At 70.9% G+C, this 26,127-nt stretch carries 24 protein-coding genes; 8 read left to right on the top strand and 16 right to left on the bottom strand.

The annotated features are described in order from the left end of the window. Positions 1-24: 24 nt before the first annotated feature. The gene (locus HT134_RS25095) at positions 25-1,524 is read right to left on the bottom strand and encodes a sensor histidine kinase (RefSeq protein WP_175602902.1); all 1,500 of its coding nucleotides are present in this window, start codon (positions 1,522-1,524) and stop codon (positions 25-27) included. 8 nt (positions 1,525-1,532) lie between these two features. Beyond that, entirely contained in the window at positions 1,533-2,252 is a 720-nt protein-coding gene (locus tag HT134_RS25090) for a response regulator transcription factor (RefSeq protein ID WP_175602901.1), read from the bottom strand. A 105-nt stretch (positions 2,253-2,357) separates the two neighbouring features. Here HT134_RS25090 and HT134_RS25085 point away from each other — a divergent pair, with 105 nt between their 5' ends. Further along, positions 2,358-3,251 (top strand): CE1 family esterase, encoded by an 894-nt coding sequence (locus tag HT134_RS25085; RefSeq protein WP_175602900.1) that lies wholly within the window; start codon positions 2,358-2,360, stop codon positions 3,249-3,251. Positions 3,252-3,267: 16 nt separating this feature from the next. Here the strand turns inward: HT134_RS25085 and HT134_RS25080 are convergent, their stop codons facing one another. Further along, positions 3,268-3,960 (bottom strand): helix-turn-helix transcriptional regulator, encoded by a 693-nt coding sequence (locus HT134_RS25080; RefSeq protein WP_175602899.1) that lies wholly within the window; start codon positions 3,958-3,960, stop codon positions 3,268-3,270. Positions 3,961-4,068: 108 nt separating this feature from the next. On the opposite strand from HT134_RS25080, the gene folE reads away from it, so the two are divergent. Then, positions 4,069-4,647 (top strand): GTP cyclohydrolase I FolE, encoded by a 579-nt coding sequence (folE, locus tag HT134_RS25075; protein WP_175602898.1) that lies wholly within the window; start codon positions 4,069-4,071, stop codon positions 4,645-4,647. Positions 4,648-4,672: 25 nt separating this feature from the next. After that, complete coding sequence (locus tag HT134_RS25070; RefSeq protein ID WP_175602897.1) at positions 4,673-5,170, top strand: hypothetical protein; 498 nt, start codon at positions 4,673-4,675, stop codon at positions 5,168-5,170. Positions 5,171-5,409: 239 nt separating this feature from the next. Here the strand turns inward: HT134_RS25070 and HT134_RS25065 are convergent, their stop codons facing one another. The 10 genes from HT134_RS25065 to HT134_RS25020 all read right to left on the bottom strand — a co-directional run bounded on the left by HT134_RS25065 (position 5,410) and on the right by HT134_RS25020 (position 14,679). Beyond that, positions 5,410-7,524 (bottom strand): TerD family protein, encoded by a 2,115-nt coding sequence (locus HT134_RS25065; protein ID WP_312888400.1) that lies wholly within the window; start codon positions 7,522-7,524, stop codon positions 5,410-5,412. A 117-nt stretch (positions 7,525-7,641) separates the two neighbouring features. Then, a complete protein-coding gene (locus tag HT134_RS25060) occupies positions 7,642-8,103 on the bottom strand; it encodes a hypothetical protein (protein ID WP_175602895.1) in 462 nt (153 codons plus the stop codon). Positions 8,104-8,199: 96 nt separating this feature from the next. Further along, positions 8,200-9,408, bottom strand: coding sequence for a cytochrome P450 (locus HT134_RS25055; RefSeq protein WP_175602894.1), 1,209 nt, complete (start codon positions 9,406-9,408; stop codon positions 8,200-8,202). Between the two features lie 34 nt (positions 9,409-9,442). Then, positions 9,443-10,204, bottom strand: coding sequence for an ABC transporter permease (locus tag HT134_RS25050; RefSeq protein WP_175602893.1), 762 nt, complete (start codon positions 10,202-10,204; stop codon positions 9,443-9,445). A 27-nt stretch (positions 10,205-10,231) separates the two neighbouring features. After that, entirely contained in the window at positions 10,232-10,996 is a 765-nt protein-coding gene (locus HT134_RS25045; protein WP_175602892.1) for an ABC transporter ATP-binding protein, read from the bottom strand. 337 nt (positions 10,997-11,333) lie between these two features. After that, the gene (locus tag HT134_RS25040) at positions 11,334-11,660 is read right to left on the bottom strand and encodes a DUF1048 domain-containing protein (RefSeq protein ID WP_175602891.1); all 327 of its coding nucleotides are present in this window, start codon (positions 11,658-11,660) and stop codon (positions 11,334-11,336) included. A 1-nt stretch (position 11,661) separates the two neighbouring features. After that, complete coding sequence (locus tag HT134_RS25035) at positions 11,662-12,018, bottom strand: DUF1048 domain-containing protein (protein WP_175602890.1); 357 nt, start codon at positions 12,016-12,018, stop codon at positions 11,662-11,664. Next, complete coding sequence (locus HT134_RS25030) at positions 12,015-12,341, bottom strand: PadR family transcriptional regulator (protein ID WP_175602889.1); 327 nt, start codon at positions 12,339-12,341, stop codon at positions 12,015-12,017. The genes HT134_RS25035 and HT134_RS25030 overlap by 4 nt, the downstream gene beginning before the upstream one ends. Positions 12,342-12,491: 150 nt before the next feature. Then, positions 12,492-13,916 (bottom strand): rifampin monooxygenase, encoded by a 1,425-nt coding sequence (gene rox, locus HT134_RS25025; protein WP_312888433.1) that lies wholly within the window; start codon positions 13,914-13,916, stop codon positions 12,492-12,494. 280 nt (positions 13,917-14,196) lie between these two features. Then, the gene (locus HT134_RS25020) at positions 14,197-14,679 is read right to left on the bottom strand and encodes an NUDIX hydrolase (RefSeq protein ID WP_217708315.1); all 483 of its coding nucleotides are present in this window, start codon (positions 14,677-14,679) and stop codon (positions 14,197-14,199) included. Between HT134_RS25020 and HT134_RS25015 the strand changes: the two genes are divergently transcribed. Next, positions 14,638-14,949, top strand: coding sequence for a hypothetical protein (locus HT134_RS25015; protein ID WP_175602716.1), 312 nt, complete (start codon positions 14,638-14,640; stop codon positions 14,947-14,949). The genes HT134_RS25020 and HT134_RS25015 overlap by 42 nt on opposite strands. A 62-nt stretch (positions 14,950-15,011) precedes the next feature. Further along, a complete protein-coding gene (locus HT134_RS25010; RefSeq protein ID WP_175602886.1) occupies positions 15,012-16,037 on the top strand; it encodes a hypothetical protein in 1,026 nt (341 codons plus the stop codon). Positions 16,038-16,073: 36 nt separating this feature from the next. Here HT134_RS25010 and HT134_RS25005 read toward each other — a convergent pair whose 3' ends face one another. After that, a complete protein-coding gene (locus tag HT134_RS25005) occupies positions 16,074-16,997 on the bottom strand; it encodes an endonuclease/exonuclease/phosphatase family protein (RefSeq protein ID WP_175602885.1) in 924 nt (307 codons plus the stop codon). Between the two features lie 191 nt (positions 16,998-17,188). Between HT134_RS25005 and HT134_RS25000 the strand changes: the two genes are divergently transcribed. Both HT134_RS25000 and HT134_RS24995 read left to right on the top strand, forming a co-directional pair. Then, positions 17,189-19,465, top strand: coding sequence for a DMT family transporter (locus tag HT134_RS25000; RefSeq protein ID WP_175602884.1), 2,277 nt, complete (start codon positions 17,189-17,191; stop codon positions 19,463-19,465). A gap of 745 nt (positions 19,466-20,210) precedes the next feature. Further along, positions 20,211-22,130 (top strand): ABC transporter ATP-binding protein, encoded by a 1,920-nt coding sequence (locus tag HT134_RS24995; protein WP_175602883.1) that lies wholly within the window; start codon positions 20,211-20,213, stop codon positions 22,128-22,130. Between the two features lie 44 nt (positions 22,131-22,174). Here the strand turns inward: HT134_RS24995 and HT134_RS24990 are convergent, their stop codons facing one another. After that, positions 22,175-22,750: a DoxX family protein gene (locus HT134_RS24990; protein WP_175602882.1), complete on the bottom strand. Its 576-nt coding sequence runs from the start codon at positions 22,748-22,750 to the stop codon at positions 22,175-22,177. A gap of 85 nt (positions 22,751-22,835) precedes the next feature. Next, positions 22,836-23,192: a VOC family protein gene (locus HT134_RS24985; protein WP_175602881.1), complete on the bottom strand. Its 357-nt coding sequence runs from the start codon at positions 23,190-23,192 to the stop codon at positions 22,836-22,838. A 111-nt stretch (positions 23,193-23,303) separates the two neighbouring features. Here HT134_RS24985 and HT134_RS24980 point away from each other — a divergent pair, with 111 nt between their 5' ends. Beyond that, positions 23,304-26,114 carry an ATP-binding protein gene (locus HT134_RS24980; protein WP_175602880.1) on the top strand — a complete coding sequence of 937 codons (2,811 nt, stop codon included), beginning with the start codon at positions 23,304-23,306 and terminating at the stop codon, positions 26,112-26,114. Positions 26,115-26,127: the final 13 nt, after the last annotated feature.

The following is a 26,127-nucleotide window of genomic DNA, read 5'->3' as shown; positions in this document are numbered from 1 at the left end:
TTCCAGGGCGGGGGCGCGGCGGGGCTAGAGCCAGGAGCCGGGATCGGGCCGCTGCGGCGGGCCGCCCGCCACCGGCAGCCGCACCTCGATCCGCGTGCCGACGTCGTGACCGCCCTGGCCGTCCTGACCGCCCTGGTCGCCCTGACCGCGCTGGTCGCCCTGACCGCGCTGGTCGCCCTGACCGCCCTGGTCGGCCTGGTCGGCCACGACGACGTCGCCGCCGTGCAGCGTCGCCTGCTGGCGGACGAGGGTGAGCCCGAGCCCGGAGCCGGGACTGCCGGTGCGGCGGTGGAAGCGCGCGAAGACCGTCTCCCGGTCGGCGGGCGAGATGCCGGGGCCGGCGTCCCGCACGGAAAGGACGGCCGCGTCACCGCGCGCGGACAGCTCCACGGTGACCACGGCCCGGCCCTGATCGCCGTTGCCGTGGATCGCGGCGTTGTCCAGCAGATTGTCCACGATCATCTGCAGTCCGTCCGCCCATCCGCGTACGGGCAGGCTCTCCGGGACCGAGGCGCGGATCGTGGCGTGCGGGTGGCGGCGGCGGGCGTCCTCGATCGACGTGCTGACGACCTCGGCCAGGTCGACCTCGGCGAAGGCCGCCCGGTCGAGCAGCTCCCCGCGGGCCAGCCCGCTCAGCATGGTGATCAGCCGCAGGATCCGGGCGTGTTCGGCGGTCAGGTCCGCGACGGTCTCCGTCCGCTCCGCCGGGTCCAGGCCCGGATGGTCGAGCAGGCTCAGGTTGGCGCCCATGCTGGTCAACGGCGTGCGCAGCTCGTGCGCGGCCGTGGCGGCGAAGGCGCGCGCCGTCTCCAGCGCCTCCCCCGTACGCGCCACCGCCGCGTCGCGCCGGTCCAGCAGGTCGTTGACCAGCCCGGCCAGCTCGTCCACCTCGACGGCTCCCGAGGTGGCGGTCAGCCGGGCCGCCGCGCGCGACGGCAGGTCGATCGCCCGCGTCTGCCGGTGCAGCAGCGACACCGGCCGTACGGCGAGCCGCCCGAGAGCCAGGCCCGCCGCCACGCCCACCCCGGCCGCGACCAGCGTGGACAGCACCACACGCCGGGCGAGCTGCCAGCGTTGCCCGTTCACGTGCGCCGCCGGCTCGAACAGCCACAGCCGGGCCGGTCCGCCCTGCCCGAGGTCCGCCCGCACGAACCGCCACCGCCGCTTGTCCCGCACGAGATCGGCGGGCCGCCCGGCCACACCCGCCGGGTACGGCCCGCGGGGCACTTCTCCCACGGCGAGCGGCCCGGCCCCGGGGACCTCCAGATACACCCCGCCCGGGCCGCCTCCGGTCGCCGCCGCGGCCAGCCACCGTTCAAGCGCGTCGCGCGTCATGCCCGGATCGGTACGTGACGCGTACAGAGAGGCCACCGGTGTGAGCGCGTGCAGCCGCGCCACGAGTTGCCGGTCGCGCTCGGCGTACAGGTCCTCGGACACCAGACGCAGCAGGAACAGCCCGGACAGCAGGACCAGCAGCGGGACCAGGACGGCGAAGCAGACGGCGAACCGGGTCGACAGCCTCATCCCGTGGCTCACGGCGCCGACACGGATGCCGACGCGGATGCCGACGGGAGCGGTGCCCGTAACACGAACCCGACCCCGCGGACCGTGTGCACCATCCGGGGCCCGCCGCCGGCCTCCAGCTTGCGACGCAGGTAGCCGATGAAGGTGTCGACGGCGTTGCCGGTCACCTCGAAGTCGTAGCCCCAGACCCGTTCCAGCAGCACCTGCCGGGACAGCACGATGCCGGCGTTCCTCGCCAGGGTCTCCAGCAGGTCGAACTCGCGCCGCGTCAGCTCGACCGCGCGGCCGTCGAGGGCGACCCGGCGAGCGGCCGGGGCGATCGTCAGCGGGCCCACCCGGATCGTCGGGCCGGGAGCGCGCCCGGCCCTGCGCAGCAGCGCGCGCAGCCGCAACACCAGCTCCTCCAGCGCGAACGGCTTGACCACGTAGTCGTCCGCGCCCGCGGCCAGCCCGGCCACCCGGTCGGCGACCTCGTCCATGGCCGAGAGCATCAGCACGGGCACGTCCGAAGCGCGGCCGCGCAGCCGCGAGCACACCTCGATCCCGGACAGGCCAGGCATCGACACGTCCAGCACGACCGCGTCCGGAGGCGCGTCGCCGGCCAGTTCGAGGGCCTGCCGCCCGGATGCGGCGGTCGTCACGTCGAAGCCCTCCAGCCGCAGCCCGCGGCGCAGGGAGCGGAGGATCGCCGCGTCGTCGTCGACGGCGAGTATCCGGGGCGCGGTCATCGGTGCTCCTTGGGGATCGGCGGGTCTCATGAATTTGCCAGAGAGGTCCTGTTCACTGCCGGAGGTCGTGCACCGAGGGACACCCGAGGGAGAGGAGATTCGCGCATGCGGAGGATCCGTACAAGTGTGGCGGTGTTACTCGCCGTCCTGGCCACAGCGTACGCAGCCGGAAGCGGTGTCGCGGCGAACGCGGCGGCTTCCGGCAGGACCACCGTCCACACGATCACCGTGGACGGGCGGGAGCGGAGCTACCGGCTCCACCGGCCCGCGTCGCTTCCGGCGAAGGCGCCGCTGGTGGTGATGGCGCACGGCGGTTTCGGCTCGGCGAGGCAGGCGGAGAGGTCGTACGGCTGGGACGCCGAGGCGGACCGGCGGCACTTCGCCGTCGCCTACCCCGACGGGCCGATGGCGTGGAACGTCGGCGACGGCTGCTGCGGCAGGCCGGGCCGGGAGCAGGTGGACGACGTCGCCTTCGTCACCCGGATGATCGCCGACGTCGGCCGCCGGCTGGGGATCGACCCCAGGCGGGTGTACGCCGCCGGCATCTCCAACGGCGGCATGCTGGCCTACCGGCTGGCCTGCGACACCAGGATCTTCGCCGCCATCGGCGCGGTGGCCACGACCCGGCTCGGCGACTGCCCCGGGCCCGCGCCGTTGTCGGTCATCCACATCCATGGCCTGGCCGACGAGACGGTCCGCTTCGACGGCGCCCCGGGCACCGGAGCCGCCGAGATCGACGGGCCGCCGGTGTCGGAGGTCATCGCCGGCTGGCGGGCCGTCGACCACTGCGGCCGGCCCACCGTCACCACGTCGGGACCGGTCACCACCCGGCCGGCCCGCTGCGCGCGGGGCCGCGCCGTCACTCTGATCACCATCGAGGGAGCCGGACACCAGTGGCCGGGCGGAGAGGTCGTCCGCGAGCGGGCCGACCCTCCGTCCAGGGCCCTCGACGCCACCGCGGTCATCTGGGAGTTCTTCGCCGCCCACGCCAAGCCCTGACACCCGCCGATCCGTCTTACGGCGCCGTCGAGCCGAGCTCGACGCAGCAGGCCCCCGGCCGGGGGGCCAGCGTCGCCTGGACGGTGGTCGCCCTGAGTCCTTCGCAGTAGGCGGCGAGGAAGGCGTGGTTGATGCCGCACACCAGGTCGGGGTCCTTGGCGGCGAGGGGGTGGAAGGGGCAGTTGTCGAGTCGCAGGCGGGTCGGCGCGACGCGGGCCGGCTCGAAGCCGTGGTCCTCCAGCATGCGGGCGATGTAGGTGAGGGCCCGTTCGGTGCCGAGCCGGCCGGGCTTGAGCCGGTCGTGCTCCGCCTTCCCGAGCGCGCGCCCCCGGTCGGCGGCGACGCGCACGGCGGCCTGCGGCCCGCTCTCCTCGAGCCGCTGGTGCCGTACCGCCTCCAGCAGGATCTCGGCGAGCAGGCCGTGGTCGCGCGGCGGGATGCTGACCTGTACCTGCAGGTCGGTCGGCTGGTACAGCTTCGGGGCGCGGCCGACCCTGCGGATGCCGTCCGGTTGGGCGTACGTGGCCTTGAGCAGCCCCACCTCGACCAGCTTGTCGAGGTGGAAGGCCGCCAGCTTGCGGGAGATGCCGGCGCTCCGTGCGGCCTCGTCACGGCTCACGGGAGCCGGCGACTGCCGGATGAATGCGTACATGCGGCGCCGCAGCTCGTCGTCGAGCGCCGCCACGGCGCGCACCGCGTCGTCCGTCACCCCTTCACGATAACACTCGCCTTCCGTGGGGAAACCCCTTCACCTGCTGCGTGTCCGCATGATAAAGCTAAGAATTGTTAGCGAAATACGTCGTGTCGGGAGGCTGACATGCTCAACGGATCGACTGTCCCCACGAGAGGCGTCGACCTGGCCGCGGCCGAGCTGGCCGCCAGCCAGTTCCTCGAGGCCCTGGGCGTCCGCCTGGACAACGAGAGCCTGCGCGGCACCCCCGGGCGGATGGCGCGCGCCTACGCCGAGCTGTTCTCGCCGCGCCCCTTCGAGCTGACCACCTTTCCCAACGACGAGGAGTACGACGAGCTGGTCCTGGTCCGCGACATCCCGCTCCGGTCGGTGTGCGAGCACCACCTGCTGCCGTTCACCGGCGTCGCCCACGTCGGCTACCTGCCGGGGCCGCGCATCGTCGGACTGTCCAAGCTCGCCCGCATCGTGGAGCACTTCTCCTGCCGGCCGCAGGTCCAGGAGCGCCTGACCAAGCAGGTCGCCGACTGGCTGCAGAACAACCTGCGGCCCCGCGGGGTCGGCGTGGTCGTCAGGGCCGACCACACGTGCATGACGCTACGCGGCGCGCAGTCCCCGGGGGCTCAGACCATCACCTCCACCCTGCTCGGCGTGCTGCGCGACGACGCCCGCTCACGGGCCGAGTTCCTCTCCCTGGTCCACCCCTGACCGCTCGCGCTGCCGTTGCCTGCCGGTGGCCGCGCCGTATCCCGTACGCGTACTGAAGGCCAAGCTGGTTCCCGGGCACGGCGTGCACGCCATCTACGAGCTGCCCAAGGGCAAGACCTGGTACGCGACCGGGGGCGGCGCGCTGCCCAACCTCTACGGTCAGATCCTCAACCCGGCCGAGCTCACGACGTTGTCGGCGCTGCTCAAGAAGGGCGCCAAGGCCGGCAACAAGATCACCGGAAAGATCACTTTCGCGGACCTCGCCAAGGTCTCGCCGTGGTTCTCCCGCTCGGTCCTCAGCGACTGGGCCGACGAGACGGAGATCTCCTACACGCTGACGCTCAGCTCGGCGGGCCTGGTGACCAAGCTGTCGAGCTCGTACCGCGCCAAGGACGTCACGGAGGACTTCTCCGAGTTCGAGGGCGGCATCATCGCCGTCGACACCCGCTACTCCGGCTGGGGCAGCAAGGTGTCGGTCAAGGCTCCGGCCCCCAAGACCGTGACCCGCACGCTGCCCGAATGAGGAGTTGATCGACTGGCCGGGAGGAAGGCTCGGCGGCTGAATCACCCAGCAGGCCCATGGGGCCTGCCTGGAGTCGAACCAGGAGAAGGAAGCCGCCGAATGGCCTCACGGCCAGAGTGCGAGGAGAGCGGAAGGACTGGAGATTCTTTTATCAAAAGAGGAGAAGGAAGCCCTCCCATAGCCTCGCGATCTTCACTGTATCAGGGAGCCGTATCAGGGGGCCGTATCAGACAGCCGGATCAGGCGGGGATCAGCTCGTGCAGCGTCGCCGGCGTGTACACCCGCGCGCCCTCCGGCAGATCGGCCGGCGCCTGGAAGCCGATGTAGGTGGTGTGCCCGCTCGCCGAACCCTTGCTCCGCAGCAGGCCGGCCAGGTACCCGACGCGCAGCTGGTCGCGTTCGACGATCGAGCGCACCAGCAGAGATGACGTGACGCGGCTGCCCTCCACCTGGTTGAAGCCGGGGTGCCCCTTCAGGTAGAGGTGCAGCCACTTCACCCGCCAGGCGCCGTCGTCGCCGCGCAGGAAGGCGAGCGGCAGCGCGACCCGGCCCGCGCCGCGCAGGTCGGACTTCATCCGCACGGTACGCGGCTCGAAGGGCATGCCCTCCTGCTCGGCCTCCCTGGTCATGTACCCGAAGAACGCCTCCGCCGCCTCATCGAACGCCTCACCGGCGTAGATGTGGACCTGCGGGATGATGATCGGCCGGGTCGCCCGCGCGAGGCGGATGTCGATGAACTCGCTCGCGCCGCCGGCGGCCTCGGTGAGGTCGCCGGAGTACTCGGCGAAGTCGTTGCCGTAGTTCGTCCACGAGACGTGCTCGGCATCGCCGTAAGAGGCGTCCAGCATCAGCGCCGACAGGTCGTAGTCGGTGCGTCGCGCCGCCTGGCGCCAGTGGACGAAGAAGCGCAGCAGTTCACCGTCCACCCTCGACAGCGAGCCGCGCGGCAGCATGCCGAGGCCGGGCGCGACGGGCTTGCCGGACAGCGGCAGGGCGACGTCCAGCACCTCGGGATCGACGACCAGCGCGCCCGGGTCGGGCAGGCGCCGGGTGATCTCCTCGTCCAGGACGGCCGTGGCCCGCGCCACGACGTCCTCCTCCAGCCGCGTGCGGGTGTCGGCCGTCGTCCAGGCCCGGCCGCGGCGGTTGACGAAGACGCGTCCGGGGGCGAGGGCGAGCCGGTTCTGCAGGTGCTCCCGCAGGGACAGCAGGACGCGGCCGGAGGCGGTCGCCGCGGCCCTCTCGGCGGCGTCGAGCACCCCGCCGGGGTCGGTGCCGGTCCGCAGCAGGTGGTCGAGCCGGCGCAGCAGTGCGCCGGGTGCCCTCTCCAGCAGTTCCACCGCGTCGCCGGTACGGCCGGCCGACAGGGCCGCCTCGACCCGGCTGTCGAGGCTGGGCGCCCGGCGTACGCCTCGCGCGACCTCGAAGACCTGCGCCGCCCGCGGGAACTGCGGGTACTCGTGCGGGTGCAGCCGCTCACCGAGCCGCTTCCACTGCTCCCGGTGGCGCGGCACGTCGGCCAGCTTGGCCGGCGCCGCGACCCTGTCCAGGGCCTGCAGAAGGGCGCGGCGCTCAGGCCGCCGGAACGAGCGGAACCTGGTGGGAGCGGTCAGCGTGACATCGCCGCCGGAGGCGCCGCAGGCGAGCCGGAGCACGTCGGTCACCGTGTCCACGAGCAGCGGCCGGCCCGCGGCCAGGCGTACCTGGTTGATGACCGCGCGGTTCTCGCGTACCGGGACGCGTTCGGGCTCGTCGGCGCAGAAGGCGGCCAGCGTGTGCAGCGCCTCCAGGTCCTCGGCCGCCAGGGGCGCCTCCGAGCCGGCCAGGGAGAAGTAGAGCGCGCGCGCCTCCGACTCCAGGTCCGCTCCCAGCTCCAGCACGGTCACCCGGTCGCCGGCCAGCGGGATCAGCTCGGCGTGCGCGGCCAGCAGGTCGGCATAGGTGTGCTGGTAACGGCCGTAGCCGGGGAGAGCGAGCAGGTTGAGCGTCGTCGGCGGGACGTGCGCGGCGGCGACCGGGTCGAGCAGCGCCTCCCGCAGCAGGCCGACCCAGAACTCCATCGTGTCGGGCACGTTGCGGGGGAAGTCGATGAAGTAGGCGTTGTGCCGCACGTGATCGCCGACGAGGTGGCGGACGGCGGCCAGGACGCGCACGCCGAGATCGACCACGGTCTCTCCGCGCAGCTTGCCCAGGCGGTCGAGCAGGGCCGGCGAGCACGTGAAGCCGACGCTCAGCAGTGCGGCGTCGAGCTGGCGGGCGGCGACCTCTCCCCAGCCCGGGTGTGACCCGGTGGGGGCGTCGCCGATGGGGACACGCAGCCGTCGGGCGATGACGAGGCCTTCAAGATTGTCCACGGACCGCACCCTATAGCCGGAGCTTCCCGGCATGCCGCGCCTTTTCCGGCGTGGCCGACCTGCGGCTGCGAACCCGCCCGCCGTGACCGACGATCACCAACCTGTCAGCGTCACCCCCTATGAGGGAAGCCATGAAGGCCACCATGGCAGGACGCAGTCACCAGGCGTGCCTTCGGTGGCCACGTCGTACAGAACCATCGCCACCGGCCCGGCCACCGAGACCCCGATGGTGAGAGCGAGCAGGACAGGCACCGGCCACACGCGCCCGGCCAGCCAGGGAAGCCGGGCCAGCAGGTGGAACGGCAACGAGACGATCGCCGACAGAGCCGAGACCATCGGGATGACGACGATCCGGCTCAGCAGCCAGAACACGTCGGCGAACTTCTCTCCCGAGCTCGGATCCCCCTGGCAGTGGACCTGGGCGCGAGTCACCAGGAGGATGTCGAAGAAGGTCGCGGCCGTCGCGCACGTCGCCGCGATGACGACGGTGAGGCCGCATCCGAACGCCCAAGAGGCATCACCGGCCTTCGTCCGTCCTCGATTGATCACGCCGCCATCGAAGCAGACGCGTATGCGCACGTCGCGCAGCAGAGGTGAGGGTTCAGTGCAGGAACGGATCACGAGCGATCGCGGTCGAGGGACGCACCCGGCCGCCGCCCTCACACCGTCGTCCCGTCACACGTCCCAGGCGACCGGGAGGCTCTTCACCCCGTAGATGTCCGCGGTCTCCGGACGCAGGCCGACCTCCTCGGCGGGTACCGCGAGGCGCAGCGTGGGGAAGCGGTCGAACAGCGCGGGGAAGGCGACCCGCATCTCGACGCGGGCGAGCTGCTGGCCCAGGCACTGGTGGATGCCGTGGCTGAAGGCCAGGTGGCCGCCGTCCTGCCGGCGCAGGTCGAGCCGGTGGGGGTCGGGGAAGCGTTCGGGGTCGCGGTTGGCGGTGTTGAGGGACAGGATGACCGTCGTGCCGGCCTTGATGGTCTGGCCGCCCAGCTCGACGTCCTCCAGCGCGACCCGGTGGAACTGCTTGGCGACGCTGAGGTACCGCAGCAGCTCCTCCACCGCCTGGTCGGCGAGCGCCGGGTCGGCGCGCAGCGCGGCGGCCTGCTCCGGGTTCCGCAGGAGGGCGAAGGTGCCCAGTGCCAGCATGTTGGCGGTGGTGTCGAAGCCGGCCGAGAGCAGGATCAGGGCCATGCCCTTCAGCTCCTCATCGGTCAGGTCGCTGTCGAGCAGGTCGCTGAGCACGTCGTCGGTGGGGTGGGCGCGCTTGGCGGCCACCAGCTGCGCGAGGTAGTCCTGGGTCGCGAGGTAGGCGGCGATCAGCTCCTCGTCGCCGGCCTCCCCGCCGAGGAACTTGTCGATGTTGTCCTGGAAGAAGCCCCGGTCCTCGTACGGCACGCCCAGCAGTTCGCAGATCACGATGGCGGGGATGGGCTTGGCGAACGCGGTCACCAGGTCGACCGGCGGGCCGGCCTTCTCCATGGCGTCCAGGTGGTCGGCGGTGATCTGCTGGACGCGCTCGGTGAGCAGCCGCATCCGCCGGACGGTGAACTTGCCCACCAGCGGTTTCCGGTAGCGGCTGTGCTGCGGGTCGTCCATGAGCAGGAACTCGCCGGGCGGCGCCGGCGGGACCTCGATGTCGCCGTAGTCGATCAGCGGGTGCTGGAGCATCAGCTCCTTGCGCGAGCTGAACCGCGAGTCGGCCAGGACGGACCGGACCAGGTCGTATCCGGTGACCAGCCAGCCCTGGTGGCCGCTGGGGAAGGGGAAGCGGCTGATCGGGCCGTGCTCGCGCGCCTCGATCAGCTCCTTGGGCGGGTCGAAGGGACAGCCGGCCTGACGCGCCGTCGGCATCGCCGTGAGGGTGTGGACGGAGTCGTTCATGATCTTTCCTTTCCGGGTGCGGACAGGTGACGGACTAGGAGATCTTGCGGCGGTAGGTCCTCATGGCGAAGGCGTACGCGACGACGAGGATGCCGACGCACCAGGCGAGGGCGACCCAGATGTCGGTGCCGACCGGCTGCCCGGCGAACAGGGCGCGGATGGCGTTGACGATGGAGGTCACCGGCTGGTTCTCGGCGAAGGCGCGCACGGGGCCGGGCATGCTGGCGGTGGGCACGAAGGCCGAGCTGAGGAAGGGCAGGAAGATCAGCGGATAGGAGAACGCGCTCGCGCCCTCCATGGTCTTGGCGGACAGGCCGGGGATGACGGCGATCCAGGTCAACGCCACGGTGAACAGGAGCAGGATGCCCGCCACGGACAGCCACGCCAGCACCCCGGCCCCCGAGCGAAAGCCCATGAGCAGGGCCACGAGCATCACGACCCCGAGCGAGATCAGGTTGGCGACCAGCGAGGTCAGCACGTGCGCCCACAGCACCGACGACCGCGCGGTCGGCATCGACTGGAAGCGCTCGAAGATCCCGCCCTTCATGTCCATGAACAGCCGGTACGCGGTGTAGGCGATGCCCGAGGCGACCGTGATGAGCAGGATGCCGGGCAGCATGTAGTTCACATACGAGTCCGACCCCGTTCTGATCGCGCCGCCGAACACGTAGACGAACATCAGCATCATGGCGATCGGCATGATCGCGGTGGTGATGATGGTGTCGGGGCTGCGCGTTATGTGGCGCAGGGACCGTCCCAGCAGGACGGTGGTGTCGCCGAAGAAGTGCTTGCTCATCGTTGCTCCATATGCCTTTGTGGTCCGTCAGGCCTTCGTGCCGACAAGGGTGAGGAAGATGTCCTCGAGGGTGGGCTGCTTCTCGACGTACTCGACCTTGGCGGGCGGAAGCAGCTGCTTGAGCTCGGCCAGGGTGCCGTTGACGATGATCCGGCCCTCGTGGAGGATCGCGATCCGGTCGGCGAGTTGTTCGGCCTCGTCCAGGTACTGCGTGGTGAGCAGCACCGTCGTGCCCCGGTCGGCGAGCTCCTTGACGGCCTGCCACACCTCGATGCGGGCCTGCGGGTCGAGCCCGGTCGTCGGCTCGTCGAGGAAGATGATCGGCGGATCGCCGATCAGGCTCATGGCGATGTCGAGGCGGCGGCGCATGCCTCCCGAGTACGTGGCCGCCTTCCGCCCGCCCGCGTCGGTCAGCGAGAACCGCTCCAGCAGGTCGTCGGCGATCTTGCCCGGGTTCTTGAGGTGCCGCAGCCGGGCGACCAGCACGAGGTTCTCCCGCCCGCTGAGGATCTCGTCCACGGCGGCGAACTGCCCGGTGAGGCTGATCGACTCGCGCACGTCCGCGGCCTGCGTGGCGACGTCGAAGCCGTTCACGCGGGCCGTGCCCGCGTCGGCCTTGAGCAGCGTGGACAGGATCTTCACGGCGGTGGTCTTGCCCGCTCCGTTGGAGCCGAGCAGGGCGAAGATGCTGCCCCGCGCCACCTCGAAGGTCACGCCGCGCAGCACGCGCAGCTCCTTGTACGACTTCTCCAGGCCGTTCACCTGGATCGCCGGGGCTTGCTGGGTCGTCATCACTCTGTCCTGTCCTGTGGTGGGGTGGTGTCGCCGGTGGCGCGGGATGGGTGGCGGCCTTGGTCGCAGTCCGGGAGCGAGTCCGTCATCCCTCAGGACAAGGCGGACTCCGTCGGCTCACTGGAGAGTGCGATCGCTGAACTGTTCATGGCGTCCACGATCGCCGGAGGCGCTGATACCGCCCTGTCGCCGTGCTGACACGGCCGCTGACACGACAGGGCAGCAGGCTCAGACGCGCCGGAGATCCTCGCCGGCGTCGAGGGGCACACGTGAAAGTCGGGGGGCTCGCCCGTGAAAGTCGAGGGGCTCGCCCGTGAAAGGGGTGCTCGAAAGGGTGTTACTTCTCGGCCGTGCCGGATTTCCCGTTGATGGACTCCTGGTAGATGTCCGCGTAGGTGCGCGAGTCCTTGATCAGATCGTCGCAGAAAGCGGCGACGTCATTGCCGATGAGTTCCAGAACTCCCCTGCCGGCCGCGACGCCCTCCTCGAAGAAGTCGACGATCCCTGAGAGCAGGGACCCGCCGAGCAGGTCGACCGGCCCGACCTTGAAGAGGTACCTCTGCATCTCCTTGTAGACGATCTGATAGTCCGGCGGGAGCGCCTTGACCCGCGCCATGTGCGCCCGCCACTGCTTCTTGCCCTCGATGATGTCCTGGATGCCCACGTCAGCCTCCCAGCCGGCCCAGTTTCTTCGCGACGTTCCTGTTCAGCTGCTCGCGCCATCGGTCGCGATGGCTCCGCGCCCCTTCTCCGCCGGCCAGCGCCGCGCAGAAGCCCTTGATGTCGTCGCCCAGCACCTCGTGAATGCTCTGCCCATCGGACGCCGTCTCTTCGAGCAGCCCCAGAGCACTGTCGAGAATCGGCATCAGGTTTCGGCCCGTGAAGTCCCCGTAGGGAAAGAGATGGCCTTTGATCTCTTCCCACGCCGCCCGATGGTCGGCCGGCAATTTAGCGGCCCGGGCTTCGAACGCCTTCCATTCCCTGGTGAGATCGCTGCCTGTCACGGTCTCCCACAGATTCATCTGCCGCCCTCCTTGAGCTTGTCGATCCGTGATGTGACGTACTCCCATTTGGCCCAGAACTTCGCGAGTTCTTCGCGCCCCGCGTCGTTGAGCGCATAGAACTTGCGCGGCGGGCCCACCCCGGACGGCCGTTTCGTCGCCTGGACGAGTCCGTTCTTCTCCAGCCGCAGCAGGATGGTGTAAACCGTCCCTTCGACGACGTCGGCGAAGCCGAGCTCGTTCAGCCGACGCGTGATGGCGTACCCGTAGGTCTCCTCGCTGCCGATGATTTGGAGCACGCAGCCCTCGAGCGTGCCCTTCAGCATCTCCGTCAGGTCGTCCACCGTGGATCCCTCTTCGTTCGCTCGGTACTTTGTCGTACCGAGTACCACTACACAGTACCACCGAGTAGTGGACGAAGTGAATGCCCGGCGAGCGGCGAAAGGGCCGCCCCACACGACTCCGGCCCCGCCTTTCCCGACGCACGGGCGAGATCAGCCGGCGGGCTCGCCGAACCAGCGGGAGAGGTGGTCGTCCAGGTCCCGCTGATCGTCGCCAATCCAGGCGACGTGGCCGTCGGGGCGCAGCAGGACGCACGGAGCATCCAGTGCCGCAGTGGGATCCGCGAGGTGGTCGACCCGGTCCGACCAGCCGCCGACGGTCAGGCGTTCGGTGCGGTCCAGCAGCAGGCCGCGGCCCCGATGCAGCAGGCTGTAGAGGTGGCCCTGTGCCACGTCGATGTCGCGCAGGCGGCGGCCGAGCAGGTCGGGGCCGTCCCCGAAGTCGTAGCGGACGCCGATCGCGGTGATCTTCTCGATCAGGTGGCGGTTCACCTCCTCGAAGTCCATCAGTTCGGTGAGCAGCCTGCGCACGGCCCGCGGGCCCGGTTCGGTGGACAGCAGTTCCATCTGGGCGCGGGTGTTGTCGAGTACGTCCTCGGCGACCGGACGACGTTCGGCCTGGTAGCTGTCCAGCAGCGGCTCCGGCGCCCAACCGCGGATCTGCGCGGCCAGTTTCCAGCCGAGGTTGAACGCGTCCTGAACGCCCAGGTTGAGGCCCTGTCCGCCGATGGGTGGATGGATGTGCGCCGCATCGCCGGCCAGCAGCACCCGCCCGACCCGATAGCGTTCGGCCAGCCGGGTGGCGTCCCCGAAGCGGGACAACCAGCGCGGGGAGTGCACGCCGAAATCGGTTCCGGCGATGGCGCGCAGCGCCTGTTCGAAGTCCTCGAGGGTGGGTGGTTCCGCGCGATCGCCGACTCCCGCGGCGGGGACGACGACGCTGTAGATTCCTCCGCCGAAGGGCCGGAGCCAGAACGACCTGGTGGTCTCCTGGATCTCGGCCACCTTGGCGGCGATCTCCTCCTGCGGCACGCCCACTTCCATCTCACCCATCAGCGTCTCGGTCCGCGAGGGCTCGCCGGGGAAGCCGACGCCGAGGAGTTTGCGCACCGTACTGCGCCCGCCGTCACAGCCGACGAGATAGCGCGAACGCAGCCGTTCCCCGTCGGCCAGCTCGACGGTCACACCCTCGTCGTCCTGCGCGAGACCGGTCACCGCGCTACCGCGCCGGACCTGCGCGCCCAGTTCGACCGCACGTTCTTCGAGGAGGCGTTCGATGACCGGCTGCGGGATGCCCACCAGATAGGGGTGCGCGGAATCCAGGCCCTTGGGCGCGGGTTTGGGGATGGCGGCGAAGAAACCGCCGGCCGGACGCTGTCGTCCATGTCGCAGAACGCGATCCAGCAGTCCGCGCATCGCCATCAGCTCGAGACTGCGCATGTGCAGCCCGACTATGCGCACGAACGACTTGGGCGCGGTCTCCTTCTCCAGAACGAGTACCCGCACGTCGTGCAGCCGCAGTTCGGCGGCCAGCATCGCGCCGGTCGGCCCGCACCCGGCAATGATCACGTCGAACACGAGGGGCGCGCGCCCGGCCGTGTCGTTCGACGACGACGGCTCGGCGGTGAACGGCGAAGAGTCCATAGGTGTTGCCTTTCGGGAGTGCCTTGTCGGCGAGGCGCTCCCGGCGACACCTACGTCAATCGCCCGACCGTGACCGGAAGGGGGAGCACCCACATCGCTACAGCGTTCATGGGTCTCACCTCCTCGGGCGGTGTCACGGTCAGCTGCAAGCTACAAGCACGCGCGTCACCCCGTCCAACCCTTTTCCCCGGGTGACTCCAGCAGGACAGGGCTCCTACACGCGCAGGGCCCGCGGCTCACCCGACGGTCGTCCCCCTACGGCCAGCACCTCGGCCAACAGCCCCGGAAGTCCCACGGGCCGCAGAGTCTCCGTGGCCTCGGCCGCGACAAGCTCAGCCAAGGACCACCATCGATGCTCCACGATCGCCTGCCGTTCATCCGGCTCCAGGTGGGCGCGGGTGACGGCCTCCGCGCCGCGCGCCCGCGCGAGGAAGTACCGCTCGTGCACCCGCAGGGGTTCGTCACCCCACCGAACGTCCGCGTCGAGGGTCCACAGACACGGCCCCCACTCGACCTCCGTCAGCCCGGTCTCCTCCAGCAGCTCCCTGCGAGCGGCCTGGAAGAAGTCCTCGTCTCCCTCGAGCCCTCCACCTGGGGGCACCCAGAACAGCTCCCGGACCTGCGAACCGGTAACGACGATGACACCGTCGTACCGGTGCTGGACCAGCAGAATCCGATCGTCCTGATCCAGCAGCACGATCCGGGCACCTCGTCGGGTCCGCACCATCGACCTCCATCCGGAACGGTCAAGCCGAGTGCCATCGTCTCCCAGAAAGGCCCGGCGCGGACATCGACATCGCCGCTCTGGCGCCCTGCACGCCGTGCCTTCGCCGGGTTCCTCGACCTCGCCCGGCAATGGGCGGCGACCACCACCCCCGGACTGACCGACCGGCTCGTCTCAGCCCTCGACCGACACTTCATGATCACCGAAGCCCTCCCGTCCCCAGACGGCCTCGCGCCGCGGTGACCCTGGAGGCTCCCGAACGAGTTGTGTCACCATGATCGCGCCGTTCCCACCAAGGAGGCTGCTTGGTCGTTTTCGCCTGTGCGGAGTGCGGCGCCGTGATGACCGCGAGGGTGACGCGGGTGGCGCTTCCCGACCACGCTCACCAGAAGTACGGCCATGATCTGCTCCCCGGTCTTCTGGAGCCGGGGACGTACGCGGTGGACCCCGGAGACGGCCGGCCCTGGGAACCGTTGAGGCCCGAGCCGGAGGAGCGAGGCGTCCGACTGCTGACGTACTGCGTCTCGGGCCCCCCGGACAGGATCGCGATCGCGCCGGGCGACGTCCGCGGAACCGTCTTCATCCCGGAGCGGTTGGGCGGCTGCTGTTGCGGCTGGGACGGCCAGTACGGCCCCAACCTGGCGTGCGCCGAGTGCGGCCGCCCGGTCGCGACCCGCGTCGACGACTGCGGGTTCTGGCAGGTGGTGTGGCTGGAGCCGGAAGCCGTGCGCCCTGTCGCCGTCGCCGGCCCCGTCCAACGGGTGATCGACTGGACGGAACTGCCGAGCACACCGCCCGTCGATCCGCGTGGTTACTGGAGCCCGCTGTGGAGGGCCGCGGTCGCGGTGGCACTGGCGCACCTGCTGACGGTCTCGGGCGGTAAGCGGGTGTCCGTCCCGGAGGGGCCTGTGGCGGAGGTGTTCCGCCGGGCGATCGACGGCCTGCTCCCTCCAGGGCCAGCGGAACGCCACCTCGTCCTGGCCGGGCCCGGCCTGCCCGCCGAGACCCCGGACATCGCCCTGGTGCCGCGGCACCCGCAGACCGGTGAGGTATGGCCGTGCGACGCGGAAGCGGTGGTGCCCCTGGCCGCGGACGTGTGGACGTACCTGGCGTTCCACGATGACCGGCGGCTCGCGCCGGCGGCGTACGGGATGCCTGCCGTCGTTCGCCGCGACGACCCGCCCCCGCTGCTGCCGCACAGTCTTTTCCGTCCCGACGGGCGAGTGTTCCTCAGCACGCTGGAGCGCCTGGCGGCAGACGCGACGCAGCCGTGGCTGCGCCGCATCCATGACCGGGTGAAAGACCGTCCCTCCATGGGCCCGTTCGCGTAGCCGCCCAAGCAGGACGACGGCTCTGGCGGCGGCTGTTCACGGGAGCCTGACCTCGGCGAAGACCGGCCGGTGATCGGTGTGCCGCAACTCCAGCACGCGGAAGTCGCGCACCGCCATCCGCGAGTCCGCCAGCACGTGGTCGATCGTCACGCCTGGCAGCCGCCACGTACGGCCCAGCGCCCGCGGCCAAGTGGCCGTGAATCCGCGGCCCATGACGTCGGCCGCGTCCCGATATCCGGACGCCAGCAGCTCACGCATCGGCAGGTGGTCGAGCGTGGCGTTGAAGTCCCCCGCCAGCAGCCGCAACTGCCCGCGGCCGCGCGGCAGCGCCTGGAGGCCACCCTGCCAGCACGGTTGCCGGCCGACGCGTCTGGGCGCGCACGGGTGCACGGAGACGATCTCCACGCGGTCCCCACCGGGATGGGCGAGCCATGCCCTGGCCTGCCCGAACGCACCCAGCTTGATCGTCTCTCCGGCCGTCAGCGGATGCCTCGCGTACACGGCGGACCCGCCCACCCCGGGCAACGGGCGCGTGACGGCGTGCGGCAACCGCTCGCGCACCCCCGCCTCCTCCAGCCGCCGCAGGGCGTCCGGGGTGAGCTCCTGCAACGTCAGCACGTCCGGCCGCACCTGGCCGACCAGGGCCATCAGCTGGTCCGTGTCCGCCTGGCCCACCATCAGGTTGGCCGACAGCACCCGCAGCACCGGCCCGTCCGCCGCCGGGTTGCCGTCGGCGACGGCCCGGGGCACGACGGCGATCCCCAATGCCGTCACGGCCGCGATCCCCACCACCCCCGCCGCCCGGCGCCTCAGCAGCCACGCCAGCGCCGCGCCGACCACCGCCCCGGCCGCCGCGTACGGCGTGTACGCCACCACCGGCACCCACGGCCAGTCCGGCTCGAACCCGCTCAGCCGCACCAGCGCCCACCCGGCGAAGGGGACGACGGCGATCCAGCTCATCCATGTACGCACACCTCTGTATCGCCGCGAAGCGCGATAGGCGTTCACGAGCGGGCGCGAAGCGCTATGCGCCAAGGCGCTCAGGTGAGGAAAACCGTGGACTCATCACGGCCCTTGATCGTTTCGGTGGCGGCTCGTTAGGGTTGGGCGCCTTTGTTCGGACCCTGTCCGCTCGTGCCCGAGGATCTTTCGTGCGCCGCTATCGTTTCGGCAGAATCGCCGCACTGTTCGCCGCCATCTACGTGGCCGCGGTCATCGTGTCCGGCGTCCGCGCGCTGGCCACCGGCGACCCCGCCCTGCTGCGCGAGATCGTCACCGGCGGGTGGGACCCGGACTTCATGCCCTACACCTGGTGGGTGGAGCTCCTCATGGTCGCGGGAGGAGTCCTGCAGGGCTGGGCCTACTGGCAGGTACTGCGCGGGCGGCCGGCCGGCACGGCAGCGGCCGACGACAGGCCCGTCCGGCTGTTACGGGCAGCCCTGTACCTCAGCGTCGCCTGCACGCTGCTGTACCGGCTTCCGATTCCGTACCTGTGGTGGTTGGGCCTGCCGTCCGACCTGCTCAACCTCGCCGTCGTCGGGCTGTTCTTCGTGGTCCTCGCCGGGGCCCTGCCTCGATGGCTGCGGCTGCTCGGGCTCGTGGCCGGGCTGGCGAGCGCCGCCATGGGCGTGGCCTCCACCGTCGCCTACGGCCTCGGCCAGTACTCCGTCGTGCAGTTCGTCGCTCCGTACCAGCTCGGCAACGCCGTCTACCTGCTGTGGCTGGTGCCGGTCCTGGCCGGCCAGGCCAGGGACGGGCGCTGGAGGCGAGGCACCGTGCGGATGGGCGGCGCCTGGGCGGCGCTGTCGCTGCTGTCGTCGGGAAGTCATTCGATCGTCGCGTTCGGCGGTTGGGGCGTCGACTACGACCTGGTGCTGCTCATGGTCCTGAGCGTCCTGGACGTCTTCGGGACGGTGTGGCAGGCCCGCTCCGCCCACGACCTGGGCGGCCCGCCCCCGGTGCCGTCTCCGGCTCCTCCGGTACGGCTCGCACCCGCGCGGGCGTGGCCCCTCGCCGCCGTGGCCGTGGTGGTCCCGCTGATCCCCGCGGCCGTCAACCTCGCGGACGGCATGCCTGTGTGGACCGGCCCCAGGGGCGCGGTCGACGACTTCTTCCACGGGTACGTCAGCTACCCGGCGACGGTGCTCTGGGTCGCCGGGGACATGCTCATCGGAGTCGGCGCCCCCGCCGTACTGGTCCTGATCGCCGTCGTCCGCAGGACCAGGCGGCTGCTGCGTGCCACGATGCTGATCCTGACCCTCGCCGCGGCGGCCGGCGTCGTCACCTCGCTCACCACGAACCCCGAGGCGGACCGGCAACTCATCCCCGAGACGGTCGACCAGCGGCTGGCCTTGTACCCGGACGGGCTGTTCGACCGGAACGAGAACGGCGACATCCTCTTCGGGCTCTCCCCGCTGTGGTACAGCGCCGCGCTCGCCGCCTCCGCCCTCATCCTGCTCGCCCTGTACGGCGCCCCACCCGCCGCCCGCCTGCGCCACCACGTGCTCGTGACGGCGCTGGCCACCTCCGTCGCCCTGTGCTTCGTGCCGGCCGCCGACCAGTCACGCGGCCCGGTCACCACGGCCGAGGACTGCTCGCCTCCCGAGCGCTGGGACACGGACGGCCGGCCCGTGGAACCTCCGCCGCGGACCGGCTCGCTCGCCTTCATCTGCGCCGTACGCCAGCAGAACGTGCTCACGTTCGCCGCCACCACGCCTGACCAGGTGCTGCTCGCCCACGGCCGTCGCCTCTGCGCCGTCTACACCCGCAAGGACCCACGCGAACTGGCCCGCCTGCGAGAGGTGGAAGGGGTGAACGTCGGGAACCTGAGCGGGGTGCTCGCCGGGATCTGCCCGGCCGCGAAGGCAGAGGTCTCGGCGAGGGCAGCCGCCGACAATCGCGAATTCGAGGAGTTCCTGGCCGAGGAGCAGCGCAAATGCGACGCCACCCCGCGCCACCATCCGCTCATCAAGCCCGCCAAGGCGATCCGCCTCAAGGAGCCGGAGTGGCCGGAGGCGGGGTTGGGGCTGTACGAGGATGTCGCCGGCGAGGGCAGGAGCGCCTCCGCCGGCCCGGTCACCGCCGGGCCGGGCCGCGTGACGGTGGACACGCATTCCGACTTCCACGTCTGTGTCACGCTGGAGACCTACCCGCGCCGCCCACCGGTCGAGACCAAGGGCTGGGACGACGTCGTCGAGGTCGGCTACGCCAACCAGAGCGGCAGGATGAGCTTCATGGACGGTCTGAGCGGCATCGAACTGCCCGACCTGTCGCTCAACGGCCGCAAGGGCCACTACCGCATCCGCGTGCACTTCGCCTGGTTTCCCTGGAAGGGCGAGGAGTACGGCACCCAGCGGCTGCTGATCATGGCGTACCCGGGACCGGGCGACGAAGTCGTCACCTATCGCAGGCCGACCAGGCGACGTTGACGAAGTTCGAACCTGGTTGAGACCGCCATCAACGGATCTGGCCGATGACGGCCTCACCTGGGCTGCATTAGCCGACGATGCACGGCCCGCACACGGTGTACAGGTAAGAGCCGTTGGTGCAGTCCTCGTACACCGTGCATACCTTGACGCCCGTGCCAGGACACCCGGAGTTCGTACGGTATGTACTCCTCACGCATTTCCCTATGGCCGACGCGTTCAGCTTCGGCACGACCGACGCGAGGACCCGATCAGCGATGCGGCCGATGACGGAGGTCATTTCGATCACTTCCCCTCGATACAATTACTGTCTGTACGTTTACGTACTTCGGCGGCGAGTGGATTGACCTGATTGTGACGCTTGGACTTTAAGCAAGGCAATGACAGGGCGTCAAGAGCGGCCAGAGTGGGCGAAACGCTACTAGCGGTGATCCGCGCAGCTCCTCCTGGCCACAACGGCCTTGTCCTGCGCTTGCACGTGCGCGATCTCGCGATACGGGCGACAGCGCCGCTTCGCCATCATTTGACAACCTTCATCCGCGAAAGCCTTGCCGCAGATGCCGTCGCCGCGCTCCCTGACGAGCGCATGGTTGCAGCCGAGGATTGTCACGATATCGGGACAAAATCACTACATGATTCCGCGGGCTATATCGTAGGCGTTATATGAACAACTCAGATGGGATGCTCCTCATGGGTTATCTCGCCGCCGTTCTCGTCGTCGGCCTGCTCGTCGAACGGGCCGGCACCCATGCAGCCTGAGGCCGCGGAGGAGCTTTCCGGCCTGCCGCGGGCGACGACGCAGGACGAGGGCGCCCCGGCGCTGCCGCGGACCGGGCTGGGCGCCTCGCTGGCCGAGATCGTACGGATCTCGGCGCAGGCCGCGCCGGGGATGATGACGGTGCACGCCTTCGTGGTCGTGGTGCAGGGTCTGGCCCCCGTGGCGTCGGCGTGGGCGATGAAGCTGCTCGTGGACGGGATCCCCGACCCGGCGGTCGCCCCTGCCGCGCTGGCCTGGCGTGTGGGCCTGTTCGGCGCGCTCGCGGTGGCGACCGCCGGGCTGCCGCATCTGTCGCAGTATCTGGGTGACTGTCTGGGGCGGGCGTTCGCCGTGCGGGCGGCGGCCGACCTGTTCTCGGCGACCTTACGGTTCGCTGGGCTGGCGCGGTTCGAGGATCCGGGCGTGCTGGACCGGCTCAGGCTGGGGCAGCAGGCGGCGGATGCCGGTCAGACGCTGGTCACGGGCGGGTTCATGGCTGTGCAGTCGATGATCAGCCTGATCGGGTTCGCCGCCGCCCTGTGGGTGGTGTCGCCGGTGATGACGCTGGTGGCCGCGGTGGCCGCGGTACCTGGCCTGGTCGTGCAGGTGAGGCTGTCCAGGCGGCGCAACGCGATGATGATGCACATGTCCCCCCATGAACGGCGGCAGATCTTCTACGGCGGGCTGCTGGCCGATGGCCAGGCGGCCAAGGAGATCCGGCTGTTCGGCATCGGTGGCTGGCTGCGGGACCGGCTGCTGGGCGAACTCACGCTGGTCAACGAGGAGCGGCGGCGGATGGACGGCCGGGAGCTGCGCGCCGAGGGGCTGCTCGGCGCGCTGGGCGCGGTCGTGTCAGCGGGAGGTCTGGCGTGGGCGACGTTCGCCGCCCGCGCCGGGGCCCTGTCGGTGGGAGATGTGTCGATGTTCGCCGTGGCGGTCGCTTCCACGTTCGGCGGGGCCGCTACGTTGATCTCCACGGCGAGCAGGGTGTACAGCGGGTTGCTCATGTTCGGCCACCACGTGGCGATCGTCCGTGCCGCCCCCGACCTGCCGGTGCCGGCCGTGCCGACGCCGGTGCGACCGCTCGCCGGCGGGCTGGAGCTGCACGACGTCTGGTTCCGGTACTCGCCGGACCACCCGTGGATCCTGCGCGGGGTCTCGCTGCGGATCCCGCACGGGGCCACGGTCGGCGTGGTCGGGGCGAACGGAGCGGGAAAGTCCACGCTGGTCAAGCTGCTGCTGCGGTTCTACGATCCGCAACAGGGTTCGATCACGTGGGACGGGGTGGACCTGCGGGACATGGATCCGGCCGCGCTGCGGGAGCGGATCAGCGGCGTCTTCCAGGACCACATGACCTACGACCTGACCGCCCGGGAGAACGTCGGCCTTGGCTCCCTCGACGCCCTGCAGGACCTCGATCGGATTCGCGTGGCCGCCCGGCGGGCCGGGATAGACGACGTCCTGTCCGCCCTGCCGCGCGGCTACGAGACGCAGCTGTCGCGAATGTTCACCTCCGAGGCCGACAAGGAGGACCCGGAGACCGGCGTGGTGCTCTCCGGCGGTCAGTGGCAACGCACCGCGCTGGCCAGGGCGTTCCTGCGCGCCGACCGCGACTTGATGATCCTCGACGAGCCGTCGTCCGGGCTGGACCCCGAGTCCGAGGCCGATGTCCACTCCCGCATGCGCGCGCACCGTGCCGGACGTACGAGCCTGCTCATCTCCCACCGGCTCAACACGGTCCGCGACGCGGATCTCATCGTCGTCCTTCGTGACGGAGTCGTCGCCGAACAGGGCACCCACGACCAGCTCATGGCCGCGGGCGGCACGTACGCCCACCTGTTCCGCCTGCAGTCCGCCGGCTACACCGACGCCGCGGGGGGTGCCGCTCTCACCGTGGAAGGGAGCCGATGAGGCGCCCGCGCGTGTGACGCCGGGCGGCGGCTTCACCGGAGGGATCAGAAGTGGACGTTGGTCATCGTGTACCACGTCGGGACGAAGGTCAGCAGGGCCAGTGCGACGAGGACCCCGAACGACGTGAGTGCGCGTGAGGTGGTGAGGGGCGCGGGTGCGACGGGCCGTAGCCTCCCTCGTCCGACCGCGACGACCGCCGTGGCGGCACCCAGCAGGATGTTCGCGGGCACCAGCTCGTACTCGCCCCGCGTGATGTGAAAACCGGCGGCGAGGACCATCGTCAGTGTCAGGCCGGCGGCGGCGAGCGGCGTGAGCATCGGTTTGACCTTCGCCATCGCTGGCAGGATCAGGCCGACGCCGCCGAGTACCTCACAGACCCCGATGAAGACGATCAGAGGCTGCGACACCGCGGCGTACCAAGCCACGGCCCGGGGCGCCGCCGCGTACAAAGCTGCGTCGTACAACAGCACTTTGCCGAAACCGCTGCCGGCGAAGAAGAAGCCGAACAACGCTTGCAGCGACCAGAGTGCACCGTTGAGCGTGAACCTCATTCCGCGCCTCTTGGGTTGCTGCTCGATGTTCTCGACGCCGAGCAGGTCGGCGCTGACATGCCCGTTCATGCTTCGTCACTGCCTTTCTCATCGGGTTGGCCGGGGAAGGAGCTTGTGGGCGAGCCGGTGCTCGGTGTCGCGGCGGCGTCGGCGTTCATCGGTCTTGAATCAGTCCGAGGACGTTGCCGTCGGGGTCGGTGACGGTGGCCACGAGGCGGCCACCGCCGACGTCGTGCGCGGCCTCCTTCACGGTGGCCCCCGCGGCGATCACCTCGGCCAGCTTCGCCTCGATGTCCGGCACGTGCCAGTAGGCCACCGGCGAGGTCATGCCCTGCGGCCCACCGTCCGGCACCAGCCCGATGTGCTGCCCACCGGCCTCGAAGCCGACGTAGTAGGACGAGTCGGTCTGTGGCGCGACACCGAGGAGGGCCGCGTACACCGCCTTGGCCTTGGCCAGATCGGACACGGGATGGAGCACGGTCTTGATTTCCTGGGAGGAAGAGCCGGTCATGGTCACTCCTGTCGTCGTGGGCTGTTTGCGTGTGCTCAGCTTTCCGCCCGGCTTGGCCGCTGCGCATCCGTGGTGACCACGGATCGCCGGCACGGATGGTTTACGGAAGGCATGCGGCAAACTGGGGCGGTGGTGACGGGAGCGGAGATTTCCCCTCGGGAAGCCGAGGTGCTGGAACTGATCGGGGCCCATCTCAGCAATGCCGAGATCGCGGCCCGGCTGTTCATCTCGGTGCGTACCGTGGAGAGCCATGTCTCCTCGCTGCTGCGCAAGCTGGAGGTGCCGGATCGGCGGGCGCTCGCCCAGCGTGCGCCCACGCCGGCCGGCGCCGGCCCGGCACCGGTTCTGCCGACCCCGCTGACCTCGTTCATCGGCCGGGTGAGCGAGCGGGCCGAGCTGACCGAGATGACCAAGGCGCACCGGCAGGTGACCGCGGTCGGTCCCGGCGGAGTGGGCAAGACCCGGTTGGCGTTGGCGGTGGCCGCGGAGGTGAGCGGCGCGTACGCCGACGGCATGTGGTTCGTCGACCTGGTCCCGGTCACCGATCCGGGCCTGATCGCGACCGCGGTCGCGGGAGCGCTCGGCCTCGGTGAGCAGCCCGGCCGCGACATGACCGAGTCCGTGCTCGCCGCGCTGGCCGACCGTCATGCGCTGCTGGTGCTCGACAACTGCGAGCACGTGGCGGACGGGGTGACGCTGTTCCTCGAACGGCTGCTGGCGGCGTGCCCGCGGGTGACGGTGCTGGCGACCAGCCGGGCCCGGCTGATGGTGCCGTTCGAACGGGTGTATCCGGTCCCGCCGCTGTCGCTGGCCGCCGATGGCGCGTCGGACGCGGTCGCGTTGTTCATGGAACGGGCGGCGGCGGTCGGCTGGCCGCTGGATCCGCCGTCGCGCGACCAGGTGGCCGCGATCTGTGAGCGGCTGGACGGCATGGCGCTGGCCATCGAGCTGGCCGCCGCCCGCTGTCCCATGCTCGGGTTCGATGGCATCACCGCCGCCCTGTCCCACCCTCTGCGGATGCTCACCGGCGGCTCCCGCGCCGACGACCGGCACCGCTCGGTGCGGGCGGCGCTGGACTGGAGCCACACCCTGCTGGAGCCGGCCGACCGGGCGCTGCTGCGCCGGGTGTCGGTGTTCGTGGCGCCGTTCACCGCCGCGGCGGCGGCGCAGGTGACCGGGGATGAGGACGAGGAAGGCCTGGTCGCCGACGGCCTGGCCCGGCTCGCCGAACAGAGTCTGCTGACGGTGACGACATCCCTGGGCAGGACCGCGTACCGGGCGCTGGAGACCATCCGCCAGTACGGACTGGAGCGGCTGTCCGAGGCCGGCGAGCTGATCGACGCTCGATCCCGGCACCTTCGCTGGTGCCTGGCGCAGGCGGCCGGCTTGGCAGTGGTAGGCCAAGATTGGCGGGCCCGGTTCGACCTGGTGGCCGACGACCTCCGCGCCGCCCTGGCGTGGGCGGCCAACCGTCCGGAGCTGCGCGTCGAGGCGTTCGAGCTCGCCCGGTGCCTGGCGGAGCTGACCTTCACCCGTCACCTGACCGGCGAGTCCCAGCAGCGCTATGAGCAGGCCGCCGCACTCGCGACCGACCCGGCCGCCGCCGCGTCGATGCTCCGGCAGGCCGCAGCCGTAGCCGGGTGCCGGACAGCCGGCGATGACATGTACCGCCTGCGCCGCGCCGCCGCGGACGCCGCCCGCACGTGCAGCGCCGCTGCCGCCGCCGCCGACCTGGCGACCGCCGCCACCATCGCGTTCCGGTTCTCGACCACATTCGTGCGGCGCCCGTCCCAAGAGGAGGCGCTCCAGCTGATCACCGAGGCGCGGGAGCAGGCCGGCGACGATCCGGCCGCGCAGGCGGCGGTGGCCCTGGCCGAGGCCGCGGTGCTCACCGACGCGTTCGGCGCCGTCCAGGGGCCGCCCGGCAACGCCGTACCGGAGACGCGTGAGCGCGCCGAGCACGCGGTCGAACTCGCCCGCCGGACCGGCGACCCGCTCGCCGAGTCGGCCGCACTCGACGCGCTCACCGGCGCTCAGAGCTGGGCCGGCGACACGTTCGCCGCCGCGGCCACGGCCCGGCGCCGGATCATGCTCCTGTCGTCCCTGCCGATCTCGCCGGCCGGCACCCACGAGCTGATCGACGCGCTCGGCATGGTCGCCGAGGCCGGCCTCGGGGCGGGAGACGTGCAGGGCGCCCGCCGATGGGCACGGCAACTGGCCGACCATCCATCGCTGGCGGAGGTGGGTCACCGCGCCACGTGTCGGCTGCTCATGGTCGCCGCGCTGGCGGGCGACGTCGACGAGGTGCTCACCGGCAGCGTCCGGTTCCTCGACGCGTGGCAGCGGGCAGGCAGCCCCGCCCGGTCCATCCTCGCCCCGGCGGTGGCCGGTGTGGCGATGATCCACGGCCTGCGCGACGACCATGACGCCAGGCGCGCCTGGCAGGAGATCCTGGGCCGGCTCGGCAGCTCACCGGAGCACACCTACGGCTACGGGGCGGTCTTCGACGCGATGCTCCTGCTGCACCGCGGGCAGGCACCGGAGGCGCTGGAGCGGATGGCCCCCGAGCCCCGGCAGATGTGGAAGTGGATCACCTGGATCTGGCACCACTGGTACGTCGCGCTGCGCAGCGAGACCGCCGTGCTCGCCGAAAGCCGCGACGCCCGCGACATCGTGGCCGAGGCCCGCACCGTCGTGGCCGGCAACCCGGTCGCCGCCGCCATCGTGGAACGGGCTGGCGCCCTGCTCGACGGCGACCAGGAAGCGCTGCTCGCCACGACGGACGCGTTCGACGCCGCCGGCTGCCGCTACCAGCTCGCGCGGACCCTCGTGCTCGCCGGCGGCGACCACGCCGAGCGCGGCGCCGCCGCCCTCGCCGCCCTCGGTCTCGCCCCGATGACACCAACCGGCCGAAGATGGTGACCTCGTTAGTCAA

Origin of the sequence: Nonomuraea rhodomycinica (genome assembly GCF_013363995.1) — a bacterium.
In the GTDB taxonomy this organism is placed as follows: Bacteria; Actinomycetota; Actinomycetes; order Streptosporangiales; family Streptosporangiaceae; genus Nonomuraea; species Nonomuraea rhodomycinica.
Note: the sequence above shows the minus strand (reverse complement) of the source record. Positions and strands in the feature narration are given on the sequence as shown.

What these genes read in the sequence shown, in the direction of transcription:
- HT134_RS25095 (WP_175602902.1), bottom strand. Translation starts at nt 1,524, where the DNA reads ATGAGGCTGTCGACCCGGTTCGCCGTCTGCTTCGCCGTCCTGGTCCCG.
- HT134_RS25090 (WP_175602901.1), bottom strand. Translation starts at nt 2,252, where the DNA reads ATGACCGCGCCCCGGATACTCGCCGTCGACGACGACGCGGCGATCCTC.
- HT134_RS25085 (WP_175602900.1), top strand. Translation starts at nt 2,358, where the DNA reads ATGCGGAGGATCCGTACAAGTGTGGCGGTGTTACTCGCCGTCCTGGCC.
- folE (WP_175602898.1), top strand. Translation starts at nt 4,069, where the DNA reads ATGCTCAACGGATCGACTGTCCCCACGAGAGGCGTCGACCTGGCCGCG.
- HT134_RS25055 (WP_175602894.1), bottom strand. Translation starts at nt 9,408, where the DNA reads ATGAACGACTCCGTCCACACCCTCACGGCGATGCCGACGGCGCGTCAG.
- HT134_RS25050 (WP_175602893.1), bottom strand. Translation starts at nt 10,204, where the DNA reads ATGAGCAAGCACTTCTTCGGCGACACCACCGTCCTGCTGGGACGGTCC.
- HT134_RS25045 (WP_175602892.1), bottom strand. Translation starts at nt 10,996, where the DNA reads ATGACGACCCAGCAAGCCCCGGCGATCCAGGTGAACGGCCTGGAGAAG.
- HT134_RS25035 (WP_175602890.1), bottom strand. Translation starts at nt 12,018, where the DNA reads ATGAATCTGTGGGAGACCGTGACAGGCAGCGATCTCACCAGGGAATGG.
- HT134_RS25005 (WP_175602885.1), bottom strand. Translation starts at nt 16,997, where the DNA reads ATGAGCTGGATCGCCGTCGTCCCCTTCGCCGGGTGGGCGCTGGTGCGG.
- HT134_RS24995 (WP_175602883.1), top strand. Translation starts at nt 20,211, where the DNA reads ATGCAGCCTGAGGCCGCGGAGGAGCTTTCCGGCCTGCCGCGGGCGACG.
- HT134_RS24990 (WP_175602882.1), bottom strand. Translation starts at nt 22,750, where the DNA reads ATGAACGGGCATGTCAGCGCCGACCTGCTCGGCGTCGAGAACATCGAG.
- HT134_RS24985 (WP_175602881.1), bottom strand. Translation starts at nt 23,192, where the DNA reads ATGACCGGCTCTTCCTCCCAGGAAATCAAGACCGTGCTCCATCCCGTG.
- HT134_RS24980 (WP_175602880.1), top strand. Translation starts at nt 23,304, where the DNA reads ATGCGGCAAACTGGGGCGGTGGTGACGGGAGCGGAGATTTCCCCTCGG.